The sequence below is a fragment of the SAR202 cluster bacterium genome (genome assembly GCA_016872355.1).
Classification (GTDB): domain Bacteria; phylum Chloroflexota; class Dehalococcoidia; order Lucifugimonadales; family VGZY01; genus VGZY01.
In genome coordinates this window covers 1-15037 of the sequence record VGZY01000070.1, presented here as the reverse complement: position 1 = coordinate 15037, position 15037 = coordinate 1, and the positions used below count along the sequence as shown (strand labels likewise).

Annotated in this window: 10 protein-coding genes; 7 read left to right on the top strand and 3 right to left on the bottom strand. The window is 63.3% G+C overall.

What is annotated here, in order from left to right; all coding sequences use genetic code 11:
- Positions 1-968 precede the first annotated feature (968 nt).
- Positions 969-2675: an acetate--CoA ligase gene (gene acsA / locus FJ319_12225; protein ID MBM3935045.1), complete on the top strand. Its 1707-nt coding sequence runs from the start codon at positions 969-971 to the stop codon at positions 2673-2675.
- A gap of 130 nt (positions 2676-2805) precedes the next feature.
- Positions 2806-4767, top strand: a complete 1962-nt coding sequence (locus FJ319_12220; GenBank protein MBM3935044.1) for a hypothetical protein — start codon at positions 2806-2808, stop codon at positions 4765-4767.
- Between the two features lie 116 nt (positions 4768-4883).
- Here the strand turns inward: FJ319_12220 and FJ319_12215 are convergent, their stop codons facing one another.
- Positions 4884-6839, bottom strand: coding sequence for a CocE/NonD family hydrolase (locus FJ319_12215; GenBank protein ID MBM3935043.1), 1956 nt, complete (start codon positions 6837-6839; stop codon positions 4884-4886).
- Between FJ319_12215 and FJ319_12210 the strand changes: the two genes are divergently transcribed.
- The 4 genes from FJ319_12210 to FJ319_12195 all read left to right on the top strand — a co-directional run bounded on the left by FJ319_12210 (position 6712) and on the right by FJ319_12195 (position 9823).
- A complete protein-coding gene (locus FJ319_12210; GenBank protein MBM3935042.1) occupies positions 6712-7200 on the top strand; it encodes a hypothetical protein in 489 nt (162 codons plus the stop codon). The two genes, FJ319_12215 and FJ319_12210, sit on opposite strands and share 128 nt — an antisense overlap.
- A gap of 116 nt (positions 7201-7316) precedes the next feature.
- On the top strand, positions 7317-7883 hold the full coding sequence (locus FJ319_12205; protein MBM3935041.1) for a magnesium transporter: 567 nt from the start codon (positions 7317-7319) through the stop codon (positions 7881-7883).
- Positions 7744-8661 carry a magnesium transporter gene (gene mgtE / locus FJ319_12200; GenBank protein MBM3935040.1) on the top strand — a complete coding sequence of 306 codons (918 nt, stop codon included), beginning with the start codon at positions 7744-7746 and terminating at the stop codon, positions 8659-8661. The genes FJ319_12205 and mgtE overlap by 140 nt, the downstream gene beginning before the upstream one ends.
- A gap of 46 nt (positions 8662-8707) precedes the next feature.
- Positions 8708-9823 (top strand): exo-alpha-sialidase, encoded by a 1116-nt coding sequence (locus FJ319_12195; protein MBM3935039.1) that lies wholly within the window; start codon positions 8708-8710, stop codon positions 9821-9823.
- 95 nt (positions 9824-9918) lie between these two features.
- Here FJ319_12195 and FJ319_12190 read toward each other — a convergent pair whose 3' ends face one another.
- The gene (locus tag FJ319_12190) at positions 9919-12420 is read right to left on the bottom strand and encodes a hypothetical protein (GenBank protein MBM3935038.1); all 2502 of its coding nucleotides are present in this window, start codon (positions 12418-12420) and stop codon (positions 9919-9921) included.
- 112 nt (positions 12421-12532) lie between these two features.
- Entirely contained in the window at positions 12533-13522 is a 990-nt protein-coding gene (locus tag FJ319_12185) for a D-glycerate dehydrogenase (GenBank protein ID MBM3935037.1), read from the bottom strand.
- A gap of 96 nt (positions 13523-13618) precedes the next feature.
- On the opposite strand from FJ319_12185, the gene FJ319_12180 reads away from it, so the two are divergent.
- Positions 13619-14848: an MFS transporter gene (locus FJ319_12180; GenBank protein MBM3935036.1), complete on the top strand. Its 1230-nt coding sequence runs from the start codon at positions 13619-13621 to the stop codon at positions 14846-14848.
- Positions 14849-15037: the final 189 nt, after the last annotated feature.

The following is a 15037-nucleotide window of genomic DNA, read 5'->3' as shown; positions in this document are numbered from 1 at the left end:
ACAGTGTGCTGTGCTTCCGATACCAGCGGACAGTGGCCGCGGATAACACGGTGAGCTTTGGTGGAGAGGACCTGCAGATCGAGCCTGACAGCGAGCGGAGCACATACGCCAGGGCGACCGTAGAGGTACAGGAGCGGCTGGACGGGCGCATCGTGGTCATGCACAAGGGGCGTGAGCTGGCCAGCACGGTTGCTCCCCTAAGACCCGCAGTCCTGCGAGCAAGGCGAAGAAAAGCTCAGGCGGGCAAGCGTGGAGAGGGGCGTGCTGGAGACGGGTCCGTCTCCAGCACGCCCCTCTCCACGCCCAAGGATCGAAAGCCGGCTCCAGATCACCCTTGGAGATCGAGACTGATTCAACCAAAACCAGTCGTACTGACAAAATCACTGAGCAGTAAGACTGACAAAGTCATTGAGCATTGACACGGTATCGTCGGTGAAAATGGCGCTTGGCGCCGATGCCATTGCTCCGCCTGGAGCATTCGACTTGTTTGAGGAATTCGATGTTGCAGCCGTTTGTTGGACGTTAGATGTTCCTGAATGCGGCGGAGTGCGCTTTCTAATCGACCCAGGAACTATGATTCTCCCCTTCATCGTTGGCACCCTCTTGGCGGAATAGGGGAATTATATATGCTGAGCCGATCTTGTTGACATCGTCATCAGCAAACGATGTCACATCTTTGAGAAGCGCAATGAGGTGCTCCGTAGTTTGATACCCATCAAGGGAGTCTTAATTGCTTGGGGCGCCCCCTCTCCTTTACCCGTTGTGTATAATACACCGCCAAGAAACGGTAGTTGGCAGTAGGCGGTAGGTAGTTGGCCAGACAAAATCCGACCGGCTGTTGGCCTGGCCAAACACCTACTACTGTCTACCAACTACTAACTGGACTATAATACCGACAACAATCAAGACGGAGGCCCGTGATGACGACTTCTTCATTCGCTCCGATTGCCAAGCCACCCATCGAAAAGATGAAGGTGAAGCCGAACCTGGACCACACGAAGAACTCGCCTTCCTATAACTGGGAGGAGATGTACAAGGAGCTTACGTGGCTCCCCGGGGGCGGCCTGAACAAGGCGTATGAGGCGATCGACCGCCATGCGACCGGCGCGAGGAAGAACAAGCTGGCGATGATCTGGGAGGGGAAGAACGGCGAGAGAGAGGACTATACCTACGCCCAGCTCAAGGTGCAGACGGACAAATTCGCGAACGTGCTCAAGAACCTGGGCATCAAAAAAGGCGACAGGGTCTTCATCTTCATGGAGCGCGTCCCCGAGCTCTACTTCGCGTTCTTCGGCATCCTGAAGGTCGGCGCCGTCGCCGGCCCCCTCTTCTCCGCCTTCGGCCCGGACCCGATAAAGGACCGCATGCAGGACAGCGGCGCGAAGATCCTCGTAACGCAGCCGGAGCTGCGCCGCAAGATCAGCGGCATCATCCCCCAGCTCATGGACCTGCAGCACATCATCGTAGTTAACAAGAACGGGCGCGACAAGGAGCCGCTGGAGACCCAGGACCTGGACTACTACCAGGAGATGGCGAAGGTCTCAAACGACTTCTCAATCGTCCAGACGAGCATGTACGACTACTCGATCATGCACTACACCTCCGGCACCACCGGCAAGCCCAAGGGAGCGGCCCACCGCCACGCCGCCGTGGTGCAGCAGTACGCCACCGGCAAGTGGGCGCTTGACCTGCACGACGACGACATCTACTGGTGCACCGCCGATCCCGGCTGGGTCACCGGCACGTCTTACGGCATGCTTGCGCCGTGGACCAACGGCGTGACGCAGCTCATCTACGAGGGCGGCTTCAAGGCCAGCGCCTGGTACGAGCAGATACAGAAGCACAAGGTAACCGTTTGGTACACCGCCCCCACGGCCATACGCATGCTCATGAAGGCCGGCACAGACCTGCCCAAGCGCTACAACATGTCTACCCTGCGCTACATGTGCAGCGTGGGCGAGCCCCTGAACCCGGAGGCCGTCGTCTGGGGCGTCACCGTCTTCGGCATGCCGTTCCACGACAACTGGTGGCAGAGCGAGACCGGCGCGATAATGGTCGCCAACTACCCCGGCATGGAGGTCCGCCCCGGCTCCATGGGCCGCCCGATCCCGGGCGTGGACGTGGCGATAGTGGACGATAACTACAACCGGGTCCCCGCCGGCGTCGAAGGCAACCTCGTCGTCAAGCCGGGCTGGCCCGCGCAGTTCCACATTTACTGGAACAACATGGACATGTACAACTCCCGCTTCAAGAAGGGGTGGTACATCACCGGCGACCGCGCCCGCATGGACAAGGACGGCTACTTCTGGTTCATCGGCCGCGCGGACGACGTCATCAAGACGGCAGGCCACCTGGTAGGCCCGTTCGAAGTGGAGAGCGCCCTCATCGAGCACCCGGCGGTGGCGGAGGCGGGCGTGATCGGCAAGCCGGACCCCCTGGCGATGGAGATCGTCAAGGCGTTCGTCAGCCTGAAGGACGGCTACGAGGCGACGCCCGCGCTGAAGGCGGAGATAATGAAGTTCGCGCGCGAGAAGCTCTCGGCCACCATAGCCCCGCGCGAGATCGAGTTCGTAAAGTCGCTGCCCAAGACCCGCAGCGGCAAGATTATGCGCCGCCTCCTCAAGGCCCGCGAGCTGGGCCTGCCCGAAGGCGACACGAGCACGCTGGAAGACTAGCGCGAAGCGAATAGTGAATAGTGAATTTAGAATAGTGAATTGAAGAGCAGGATATGAAGGCCTCCCCAGCCGGCTGTTCAATTCACTATTCTAAATTCACTATTCGCCCCCGGAGGTTCCCATGTCCAAAATGCCATCCATGCCGTCCGTCAAGGCTACAGCAGTCACCGCGCCGCCCGTATGGGCCATCCTTGAGCGCAAGGTGATGGAGGTTATGGAGCAGGGGGCGCACATCCAGACGCGCAAGTACGCGGAGCGCTCCGGCGCGTGGACCTGGTACGACGACATGGACGACTACTATGAGCGCACCCACAACTGGGCGCTCCTGTACGCAATGGGCGGCGGCGAGAGCCTCCTGGACATGGCGCACAAGCACTGGAACGCAACCACGCGCCTGTTCGACGACCGCAACCACGATCGGGGTAAGGGCGTGAAGTACATGCACGGGACGACCGAGATGGCGTTCCGGCACAACAACCACAACGAGTACTTCGGCCTGGCCAACCCCGGCGACGCCGAGTGGCACCACATGGGTGAGGGCAACCTGGCGTTCTACGGCTTCGGTGTGGGAGACCCCACAGTCTCCGAGAACGTCCGCCGCTCTCGCCGCTTCGCCGCGATGTTCATCGGCGAGGACCCCGAGGCGCCGAACTATGATCCGAAGCACCGCGTCATCCGCTCTCCCATGAACTCCTCGCAGGGGCCGTGGCACAGCGCGGAGCTGAACGAGGTCAAGACGTATCTCCACGGCGGCAATGGCGCAGCCCCAAACTGGTCCCCGAAGTCCATGGGCGTGCGCTCCTCCCTCTACCCGATCGTCAAGGAACCGGAGATGGGCTGGTGGAACAACCCCGCCCGCGCGGCGGAGATCATCAAGGTCTTCAACCACGTCGTCCTGAACTGCGACATCCCACACAACATGGGCGCGACCGGCCTGGTCACGAACGCGTACCTTTACACACACGACGACAAGTACAAGAAGTGGGTGCTGGAGTACGTTGAGGCGTGGATGGACCGCATCAAAAAGAACAAGGGGATCATCCCGGACAACGTTGGCCCCACAGGCAAGCCGGGCGAGCACCGCGAGGGCGTGTGGTGGGGCAGCATGTACGGCTACAACAGCTACGTTGGCTGGAGCCACGTGTTCCACGGCATGGGCGTGGGCTTCGAGACCGCCCTCATGCTGACCGGCGACATGGGCTACACGGAGATGCTGCGCTCGCAGGTAAAGATGCTGCTGGAGAACTCGTTCAAGGACCCGGACGGCCAACTGCTGGTGCCGTCCCGCGCCGGCCCGGAGGGCTGGCTGAAGGTCAAGGGTGAGTGGGACAACACCGGCCCCACTGACATGCGCCTCTACGAACTGGCGCACCTGTACCACGCCACGCAGTCCAAAGAGGACTACCAGATCATCACGCACATTCGCGACAACGACAGGCGGCGCGACTGGAACAAGTCGCTCATAACCGCGCCGCGTGCGGAGTGGGACACCGAGTACAGCCGCTTCCAGTTCTACGACGGCAAGAACCCGAGCTGGCCGGAGAACGCGCTCTCAGTCAACTACCAGTGGGCGGTCGAGATGCACCAGCGCATGGCGAACGACGCCCGCACGGTGGACCAGATCATCAAGGACAACCTTGAGCCGCGCAACGCCGTCTACACCAAGATCCTGACGCAGATTATGTTCGGAGCGCCGCACACCCTCTACCACGGCGGCCTGCTCCGCGCCACGGTTCGCTACTACCACACCGACCCGGTCGTTGGCGACCGCCCGGGCCTGCCGGCGGACGTTGCGGCGCTGGTGGACAAGCTGGGCCCGGACGTGGTGGGCGTGCACCTTGTCAACCTGAGCCGCCACCACACGCGCAAGGTGGTCATCCAGTCCGGCGCGTTCGGGGAGCACACTCTCACGGACGTGCGAACCCAGACCAAGGACGGTGTGCAGTCCACGCCCGTCAACGGCAAGTACTTCCAGGTGGAGCTCGCGCCCTCAACGTCTATCAGGGTAGAGGCCGGCCTCAAGCGCTTCGCCAACAAGCCGTCGTACGCGTTCCCCTGGCACGGGGAGCGCATACCGGTACCGTTCCAGTAGCCTTCGAACCACCTAACCCCTGCCCCTTCCCTGAGAGGGAAGGGGTTCTAAATCAGGCGGCGCTTCGCGCCGCTCCCTTCCTACCTCCCTTACCTCTCAGGGAAGGGATGAGAGGGTTAGGTTGTCCCCACCACCGGCAGCGTCACGCGCGAGGGGTACTCGGCGTCGTGGAAGATGGTCTGGAGGGCTGGGAGGAGGTGCGTGCCGTGGGCGATGGACTCTCCGGTGTTGAGGTTGCGGTCGAAGCGCGGGAAGTTGCTGCTGGAGACTTCCAGGCGGATGCGATGGCCCTTCCTGAAGACGTTGCTGGTGGAGCCGATGGCGATCCTGAACTCATAGACCTCCCCCGGTGTGAGGAGCTTCGCCGGGCCGCCCGCGCGATAGCGGGCGCGGACGATACCGTCGCACAGGTTGCGCGCGTAACCGTCGGGCCGCACGTCCACCAGCTTGGCGGTGAAATCCGTGTCCACGGCGGAAGACGAGGCGAACAGCGTGAGCGTCACCAGTCCGGTGACCTCAACGTCCTTCTCCATCGCCGCCGATGTGTAAACGAGCACATCTGCCCTGCCCTCCACTGGCCGCTGGTCGAAGACGCCTGAGGGCGAGACGGGCTGGTCTATGATCAGCGCGCCGCCTCGCGTTGGAACCGGGTCCAGCGGGTTATAGACGAACGCATCAGGCGGCTGGGCGCCGGGCGCATCGCCGCTCAGGGCGCCGTCGCCGTTCAGGGTGTTCGCGCGGCCGTTGCTGTGCAGGTAGAGGTCGGCGGGCTGGGCGCGCTTCAGGGGCCACTCATCCTCGGAGCGCCACTGGTTAATGCCCATCACGAAGATCTTCACCGGCCTGTCGTCGTGCAGGCCGTTCTCCATCCCCTTGAGCCAGAAGTCATAGAACCGCAGTATCTGGCCGTGCACGTCCTGGGCGAGCGTGGATGAGCGCGCGCCGAAGGAGTGCTCGCCGGCGTAGTGCTGTGCCATGCTGGCGTGAGTCCACGGGCCCACGATGAGTCGCTGGCCCGTGCGCGCGGCCTCCGTGCAGCCCTGCTGCACCATCCCGGCAAAATTCTCCAGGGTGCCCTCAACGAAGGCGTCGTGCCACCCGCCGACGTTCAATGCGGGGACGGTCACCTTGCCGTACGACTCCTGTGGCGCGGTCGCCTTCCAGAAGGCGTCGTACTCCGGGTGACTTAGCCAGTCGAAGTAGTAGTCCGCCGCGCCCGGGATAAGCTCCGGCACGCGCTCCAGCGGCAGTCGTGGGTAGAGGTTGCGCAGGTTGTCCAGCGCGGCCACCATCGCCTCCGCGTGGGAGGCAGGCAGGCCCTGGCGGCGGCTGATGCCGGCCCAGTCGCCGCCGGCGAGGGGGCCGAGCGTCCAGTACAGCGCGAAGCCGAGCTCGAACGCGCCGCCGCGCCACGTCCAGCCTTCGTGGTAATTGGAGGCCGTTACCACGGGCGCGATGCCTGCCAGCGAGGGAGGACCGGCGATGGCAGCCTGCCACTGGGTGACGCCGTTGTACGAGGAGCCGTACATACCCACCTTGCCGGTGCACCACGACTCGGACGCCAGTGTTTCCACCGTGTCGTAGCCGTCCTCCGCCTCCACGAATGGCTGGAAGCGCCCCTCGGACGATAGCCGGCCGCGCGTGTCCTGGATGGCCACGGCGTAGCCCCGCAGCGCGGCGCGCACGGCGTCCATCGAGTTCACGCGGGAGAAATACGAGCTCTTGTCGTACGGCGTTCGCATGAGCAGGCATGGGTGCTTCCCCGGCGCGTCCGGGCGGAAGAGGTCGTAGTACGTGGTTACGCCGTCGCGCAGCCGGAGCGGGATGTGCTGATCGAACCGGACGCCGGTGATCGTCATTCTTGACGCCTCCCTGGGTGTTGGCAATGCGTGGAAGTCTAGGCTTCGCGAGGCTGTTTGTAAACAATGCCCGTGCGGATGGTACATGGTAGGAAAGGCCATTCTGTTTCGGAGGGGCGGCATGGTGAAGCTGGACGGGGTGTACCGGTTCCAGTGTCCGAGGGCGCGCGCATGGAACCTGCTGCAAGACCCGGTCGTGCTGTGCGACGTCATCACGGGGTGCAGGGAGATGTCCCTGAACCAGGGCGAGTACCGTCTCACGATCAAGATTGGGGTGTCGATGGTCGCGGGGACGTACCGGGCCACCGTTCGCATCAACGAGAGCAGCCACCTTGAGCTGCTCCGCCTTTCCGTTACGGGCAGCGGCATGGGAGGCGGCGTACGCGGAAACGGGCTGGTTACGCTTGCCGAGAACGCGGAGCATACCGAGGTCACGGTTACGGGCCAGGCGCACGTGACCGGCCTTGCGGCCATCGCCGGCGAGCGCACTCTAAATGGCCTGGCGAAGAGCATGGCGGACCAGTTCTTTTCGCGTTTGGCAGTGAGGGTGGAGCAGGCTGCGGCAGGCTATTGACATGCGGCGATTGCGGGAGCAAAATTCCCTTTGGCCGCGCAGTTTGACACGAATTTCACAAAGTCTGCCAGGTGGTCTGGACCATATGAACACAGCTAACGGCGGGGGCGCTTCAGATGGACCAGAACGGAGCGCAGAGCCTCCTGGAGCAGCGCCGTTACGACGCGCTGCGACACGAGCTTTCAACCATGCACGCCGCGGAAGTGGTGGGCCTTATCGAGGACATGCCGGAAGAGCACGTCCTTGCCGCGTTTCGCCTTCTTCCCAAGGACCAGGCCGTTGAGGTCTTCGAGCAGCTAGACCCCGAGCAGCAGCGCCGCATCCTGGAGGCCTTCACCACGGACAAGGCGCAGGAGCTCCTGCAGGCGATGTCCCCGGACGACCGCGCCGCCCTCCTCGACGAGGTGCCCGCGATGGTCCGCCAAGCGCCTCCTCCAGCACCTCTCCCCGCAGCAGCGCGCCTCCACTCTCGCCCTCCTGGGCTACGAGGAGGAGAGCGCCGGCCGCATCATGACGCCGGACTACATAGACCTGCGCCGGGACATGACCGTTGCGCAGTCCCTGGAGCGCATCCGCAAGCTGGCGCTCCGCCGCGAGACCATATACGTCGCTTACGTCATAGACGACCAGCGCCACCTCCTGGGCACCGTCTCGCTCAAGGACCTGGTGATCGCGCCTCCTGAGGCGAAGCTGGGCGACATCATGACCGTCAACCCCAAGTGGGTTTCCACGCACACCGACCAGGAAGAGGTTGCGCAGGTGCTGCGCGACTACGACATCCTGGCCGTGCCGGTGGTGGACGCCGAGGAGCGGCTGGTGGGCATTGTGACGTGGGACGACGTGGTGGACATCATGGAGCAGGAGACGACCGAGGACATCTACCGTCTCGGCGCGCTGCAGGGCGGCGAGCAGGGCAACTACTTCACGACGAGCATCCTGAACGTTATGCGCCGCCGCGTGGTGTGGCTGCTGCTGCTGGTGCTCGTGAACACGGTCACCGGCTCCATCATCGGCTGGCATAACGACCTGCTCCAGCAGTTCGTCATCCTGACGATCTTCATCCCGCTGGTCATGGGCACGGGCGGCAACGTGGGCGCGCAGTCGTCCACGGTGGTGATCCGCGGGTTGGCGACGGGGGAGATTAAGAGCTCGGAGGCGGCGAAGATCGTCGCGCGAGAGGTCTCGGTCGGCCTCGCGATGGGCGTTATCATTGGGGTGCTGGCGTTCAGCTGGGCATTCGCATGGCGCCACCAGATAGAGGTGGCGGTCTCCGTCGGCCTTGCCCTCTTAGGCATCTCGGCGATGGCGACATTCGTCGGCGTTACCCTGCCATTCCTGTTCAGGCTGTTCAAGGTTGACCCCGCACTGGTGTCCGCGCCGCTCATCACAACGGTCATGGACATCTTCGGCATCACCTTCTACCTTGTCATCGCGACGATCATGCTCAGGGGCATTCTCTAGCGTATAATGCGCCCAGTCCCACAGTGCAATCACCCAAGGAGTCCCCATGTCCAACCCATTTCAACTCCTCGATGAAGGCAAGGTCCACACCTGCGACCCGAAGTCTGACTACCGTGTAGCATACGGCTCGCGGGTGGCGCGGCTGGACTCCGGCGAGCTTGTGTGCTCGTTCATGTCCGGCTCGGCGCTGGCGATGAACAGCGTTGCGCCCTTCCTTTCGCGATCGAAAGACAACGGCAAGACCTGGTCGCCGGCAACGCTCGTCTGGCCGCACCTTACCGAGACGATGTCGCTCTTCCCCAATATCTCCCGCGCGCCCGACGGCCGGCTGTTCCTTTACGGCATCAGCATACCTATAGAGCCCGGCAAGAAGGGGCAGACCTACTGGTCGGACGCGACGCAGGGCATCAGCCAGACGGACATTATCTGGGCGGTTTCCGGGGACGGCGGCAAGTCATGGACGGAGTCGAAGAAAATGCCGCGCCTGCTGCCGGGCTCACACGAGGCGCCAGGCGCCCTGTGCGTGACGCGGAAGAACGTGTGGGTTGCCCCGTATAGCCCCTACAACACCTGGGACCCGAACGAGAAGGTGGAGCGCGGCCACGTGGTGGCAATGCGCAGCGAGAATGAGGGGAAGACTTGGACGGCGAGCAGCATGATCAAGTTCGCCGAGCCGCACTCCGGCGGCGCGGAGGCGTGGGTCATCGAGCTGACCGACGGCCGGCTTCTGGGGACGACGTGGCACATTGACCACAAGGCCAACGGCTCCCACACGAACAAATACGCGCTTTCAAGCGATGGCGGCAAGACGTGGTCGAAGGCGAACACGACGACGACGAACGGGAACACGACGGTGCTGGAGCCGTATTCGGACGGTCGCGCGCTGTTCGGGTGGGTAAAGCGCAAGAAGGAAGAGTCCGGCATCGGGGTCGCGGTGGTCAAGCCCACGGAGGCCGATTTCGGCATCCAGTCGCAGCAGATGGTGTACGTCGCGAAGAAGGCGACGCAGTCCGGCAAGGACAACACCGCCAATGAGTTCCAAGACTTCTCCTTCGGGGAGCCGTCTCTGACGGTCCTCCCTAACAAGGAGCTGCTCATGACATTCTGGGCCATCGAGGGGAACTGGTCCGGCATCCACTGGAAGAAGTACAGGATGGGGTAGTTTCCGGTGGTTAGTAGTTGGTAGTAGGTAGTTGGCCAGAAACTTGACGGCTGTTGGATTGGCCAACTACCTACTGCCAACTACCTACTACTGCCCTACAGCTTGATCCCAAGCTTCTTGATGCGCTTGTTGAGCGTCTCGCGCGCCTCAATGAACGGCTTCTCAAGGTAGGCGATGTGGCCGGCGCCGCCGTGGTGGTGGGTGACATTGCCGTGGTTGTGCAGGACGGACATCTCGCGGATGTAGGTCATGTCGCCCTCGATCATCGTGAGCATGTAGCGCGCGGTGTCGGGGTCGAACATCGACCACTCGCCGCCGCAGGCGACGTAGACCGGGGACGTGTGTGCGAAGACGCCTCGCGACCATACGTCCACATGGTTGTTTCCGTAGTAGTCCGGCCCTCCGGAGCGCGCCGCAAGCCACGTGTGGCCCGTGATCTTGATATCCTCGCTGATCGTAAGGCGCCGCGAGCCCTTCTTGGAGATGGTCTCCGCGACTACCCTGCCATCCTGCACGATCTGCAGGCGGTGGATGGGGAAGATACTCTCCGACCACGCCTCCACGCGGACCGTCCCCGGCCCTTTGATCGCCAGCGTGTCGCCGACCTCCTTGCCCTCCACCTGCATGCCGATCAGCGGGCCGCCGCTCAGGAACGTGCGGCCGGCCGCGACGCTCTTGCACCAGTTTTCATAGTTGAACGGCTGGCCGTCCGGCAGCTTCGCGTATGTGCGGTAGAGGCCGACGGGAACATCGTTGCCCATCTTGTCCGTGCCGCCCACGAGCGGCAACCTGTAGCCGCAGTTGAGGTACCGGTACCACTCGATGTGGTTGAACGCAGACTGGCGGATCATCTCGATGCCGTCCAGCCTGCCCGTCGCGATGAGCGCGGCAGCCTCGCCGTTGGGATTGGGGAAGTGCGGCTGCACCACCCACCCGCCCTGCGCGTGCGCCTCGTCCGCCCAGTAGCTCAGAGTCGTCTCCATCGGCCCGGCCAGCTCCGCCTCGCCGAGGCCGTCGGAGCACCACGGCGTGACCGGCTTCTTTAGGCCCCACAGGATCATGTGACCCATGAAGTGCTGCCGGTTCTCCTGCGAGACGTAGACGATGTGCCGCCCGTTGCGGGAGACGCTCGGCTCTCCGGTGAAATTCTCCGTGTCTGTGAAGAGCGACCCCCACTGAGATTGCAGCACGTTCGTGACGTTCAGGTCCTCCGCGGCGGACTCCAGGTGCGCGCCGGTGGGCGACAGGAAGTGGACGTGAGAGTCACCGCTGTACCACCCCTGGCGGTTCATGTTCGTCCAGCGCTTGATCCGGAGCGTGAGGTCGCGCTGCCCCGCCTCAACGCGCACCTTCGCCCGCAGGGGCTCGTACTCGAAGCCGCGCGAGATATCGACGATTACGTCCCCGCGCGGCAGCCAGCCCTGGCAGGTGCCGTCGATGTAGGCGTACGTAATCTGGCCCAGGCGCACGTCGCCACCGACGTCGATGTGCCAGGTGCCGTTGTTTGAGTTGACCTGGTTGTGGTGGCCGTACGGCTGGTAAGGGACGCCCTCCGGCGAGCGGAAGTGGACTCGGCACGGCACAGGGCTGCCGGTCTCCTCGTCCAGGATGCGCACGTTGACCCAGTTCTTCCCGGGGTCGATCGTCTCGATGCGGACGCTCTCCGTCTCGGCCTTCCCATTCTGGACAACATCGCCCCACTTGACCTTCCCAACCTCTTCGTCGCCCTGCTTCACGGTTACCGTCGCGGACGGTACGGCCGATATCTCGACGTACGCCGGTGACGACTTCTCGTTCTGCTTCTGTCCCCATGCGTACGGCCCCTTGAGGAACTCGTCATTCGTCGCAAGAGGCAGGGGGTGCGTGTAGGTGGCATCGCCCCTGTCTACGGACACGTCCACGTTAAAGGGCTTCTCGGCGGCCTCTTTGCTCTTCAGCGTGATCTTCGCCGGCCTGCGGGCATCGCGCGCAAAGGGGTGCTCATCCGCCAGCCCGGCGGTGATGCCGCCGATGACGAACTTTGGACCGCAGGGGATGATCTCTATCGACTCGATAGTCTTCGTGTGGTCCGGGTTCGTCCACGCCCAGAGGTAGAAGAAGCGAGCTGCAGACTGCGCAGCCTCTATTTGCCTGCGACCGGCGTCCGACCACTTGCCCTCGTATCGAGGGTGGCGGACGGCGTTCGTGTCAGGCAGCCCGCGGAACGGCAGCCCCGGGGTGCCGTTCGGGAAGCCCGGAAAGGCCGCAATCTCGAACCGCTCGCGAATGGTCTCTTTGACCTTGCGCCCGTCCGATAGCTGAATCACGTAGTCTGCGACCTTATCGCCCAGCGACCCGCCCTCCGCCAGCTTCGTCTCCAGGAGCAGGTGCGCGAATATGAGCCGCCGCGCCTGCACCTTGAGCTCGATCTTGACGCTCTTCCCCGCCAGGTGCGGCGCGACCAGGCAGTCCGAGTCCGCCGCGCCGCCGTCCTTGCCGATCAGGAACGGCAGGCCCCGGAAGGACTCCCTGCCGGCCGCGAGCTTCTTCTCTGCGCCGATGGTTGAGGCCGGCGCGTTGCACCACTTCGAGATGTCTATCGGCTGGTATTCGGGCATTGGGGGCTCCTTCGGAGCGGCAGTCAGCAGTCGGCTAGACAAACAGCCGGGAACCGGCCTATGGCTCCCGGTTTGGCTGACTGCCGACCGCTGACTGCCGACTGCTGTATTTCTACTTCTTCGCCTTATACACGTCCGGGTTCACGCACGTCAGCAGCTTCTCGCCCTTGACGCCGTTGATCAGGTTCTGGGCCGAGATGCGAGACATCTCCTTGCGCGCCTTCGTCGTCGCGCTTGCGATGTGCGGGACGATGAGACAGTTGTCCAGCGTCAGGAGCGGGTCGCTCATCGGGATGGGCTCCGGCTCGGTAACGTCCAGGCCGGCGGAGTTGATGACGCCGTTCTTGAGCGCATTGTACAGCGCCTTGGGATCGACCACAGGGCCGCGCGCGGCGTTGACCAGCACGGCGGTCTTCTTCATCTTCGTCAGCGCCTTCTCGTCGATGAGGTGGTAAGTGGACTTGCCGCCCCAGGTGTGCAGGCTCAGGAAGTCCGCCTCCTTAAGGACTGTGTCCATGTCCGCGTAGGTCATCTTGAACTGCTTCTCAAGGTCCTCGCGGCGGTTCGTGTCGTAGTAGATGACCTTCATGTTGAAGCCGGCAGAGCGCTTTGCGACCTCGAAGCCGATGCGGCCCATGCCGATGATGCCGAGGGTGGAACCGTACAGCTCGGGCCCCAGGTAATGCAGGGGGTGCCATGTGCGCCAGCGGCCAGCGCGGATGGCCCTCTCTGACTCGCCGAAGCGGCGGGATGCCGCCAGCATCAGGGCCCAGGTGGCGTCTGCCGTCGCGTGCGTCAGCACGTCCGGCGTGTTGCCGACGGGGATGCCTCGCTTCGTCGCCTCGGCGATGTCGATATTGTCAAAACCGACGGCGATCTGGCTGATCACCTTGAGCTGCGGCCCGGCGTTGTCCATGAACTCGGCGTCGATCTTGTCCGTCAGGAGGCACAGGATGCCGTCCACGCCATTGGACTTCTTGAGCAGGATATCTCGGGAAGGAGGAAGCTCATCGGTCCACAGCTCGGCATCCGCTACCTCCTGAATGCGCTTGAACTCTTCCGGGAATATCTGCCTGGTCACGAAAACTCGTGGCTTAGCCATCTGGATTGCCTCCGTTAGCCTTGGGAATGTCGGCTATATTCTACCGGAAGGAACCGGAGGGGTACAGGGTACGGGGTACGTGCTACCATATTCCGCATGCTTCTTGCCCAACGTATATCACTCGTACGCGACCGCCTGGGCGCATGGCCCATTGTCGCAGTCGTATTCCTCGGCTCCGGGATCGCCATCGGCGCGACCAACTACGCATTCGGGCTCTTCCTTGAGCCGCTGCAGAACGAGTTCGGCTGGCAGCGGACGGCCATCAGCGCCTCCCTTTCGTTCGCCGCGCTCAACAGCCTCACGTCGCCCATCCAGGGGCGCATCATGGACCGCTTCGGGGCGCGGCCCCTGATCGTCTTCGCGATGGTCTCGTTCGGACTCAGCTACGTCCTGCGACCCTTCATGACTGAGCTGTGGCACCTGTACGTGCTGAGCGTCTTCCAGTACGTCGCGTTCGCGGGCGCCACCAACCTCCCGGCGGGCCGGCTCGTCGGCATCTGGTTCCCGCACGCCCGGGGCCGAGTCATGGGCATCACGACCACCGGCAATAACTTCGGCGGGCTCATTATACCGCTCATTACGGCATTCGCTCTCGGCAGATGGGACTGGAAAGCGGCGTACGTCGTCACCGGCGTGATGGCGTTCGGTCTGGCATTGGCGGCCTTAATGATCGTGCGCGAGAAGCCAAGATCACAGCCTGCGGTTAAGGCAGCAACGAGGCCGGAGCTGACGGGATGGTCCGTTAAAGACGCCGTGCGCACGCGGGCCTTCTACGCGATGACCATAGGTATGATGCTGGGATACTTCACGTATAGCTCGCTCCTGCCGCAGGTGGGGGCGCACCTGAAGGCCGAGGGCGTACCGCAGGGGGCGGCCGTGGCCGCCGTCGGCCTGCTGGCGATCTTCGGGATGATGGGAAAGCTCTCGTTCGGCTGGCTGGCCGAGCGCTTCACCGCCCGCCGCGCTATGATGGCCAGTATGACCGGCCAGGCGCTATTCATCACGGCGCTGGCATTCCTGCCGTCCGCCCCCTTCTTCTGGGTCTTCACTCCGCTCTTCGGATTCTGCATGGGCGGCTTCGGCGTCCTGGTGACCCTTATCGTGCAGGAGAACTTTGGGCTAAAATACTTCGGCAGCATCTCCGGTCTTTCGACCCTGGCGAATATTCTACCTCTGGTAACCGGACCTCTGATCGCCGGCGCGTCGTACGATATCACCGGGAGCTACGCCACAGCGTTCATCGCCACGGCGGCGTTGTTTGCGATAGGCGTGGTGATCCTGCTGCAGATGGGTCGGCGGACCTCTCTCCCTAGCCCTCTCCCCTGAGAGGGGAGAGGGGACCGACCCGGCCGAGCCTCCGGCTCGGCCTCAGCACCCCTTCCCTCCCAGGAGACCTTTGCGTTACCTCGGGAGGAGAGGATTTTGGACGAGCCTCTTCAAATTGATGTCATGTTCGGGCGAATTTTTAGCCCCGGCATCCGCCGTCAGGCATGTTTCGAAGCCGGAGCGTAAGCG

Coding starts and splice junctions, on each gene's coding strand:
- FJ319_12190 (MBM3935038.1), bottom strand. CDS start 12,420: ATGCCCGAATACCAGCCGATAGACATCTCGAAGTGGTGCAACGCGCCG.
- FJ319_12210 (MBM3935042.1), top strand. CDS start 6,712: ATGGTAGGAAAGGCCATTCTGTTTCGGAGGGGCGGCATGGTGAAGCTG.
- FJ319_12205 (MBM3935041.1), top strand. CDS start 7,317: ATGGACCAGAACGGAGCGCAGAGCCTCCTGGAGCAGCGCCGTTACGAC.
- FJ319_12215 (MBM3935043.1), bottom strand. CDS start 6,839: ATGACGTCGCACAGCACGACCGGGTCTTGCAGCAGGTTCCATGCGCGC.
- acsA (MBM3935045.1), top strand. CDS start 969: ATGAAGGTGAAGCCGAACCTGGACCACACGAAGAACTCGCCTTCCTAT.
- FJ319_12185 (MBM3935037.1), bottom strand. CDS start 13,522: ATGGCTAAGCCACGAGTTTTCGTGACCAGGCAGATATTCCCGGAAGAG.
- mgtE (MBM3935040.1), top strand. CDS start 7,744: ATGACCGTTGCGCAGTCCCTGGAGCGCATCCGCAAGCTGGCGCTCCGC.
- FJ319_12195 (MBM3935039.1), top strand. CDS start 8,708: ATGTCCAACCCATTTCAACTCCTCGATGAAGGCAAGGTCCACACCTGC.
- FJ319_12180 (MBM3935036.1), top strand. CDS start 13,619: ATGCTTCTTGCCCAACGTATATCACTCGTACGCGACCGCCTGGGCGCA.
- FJ319_12220 (MBM3935044.1), top strand. CDS start 2,806: ATGCCATCCATGCCGTCCGTCAAGGCTACAGCAGTCACCGCGCCGCCC.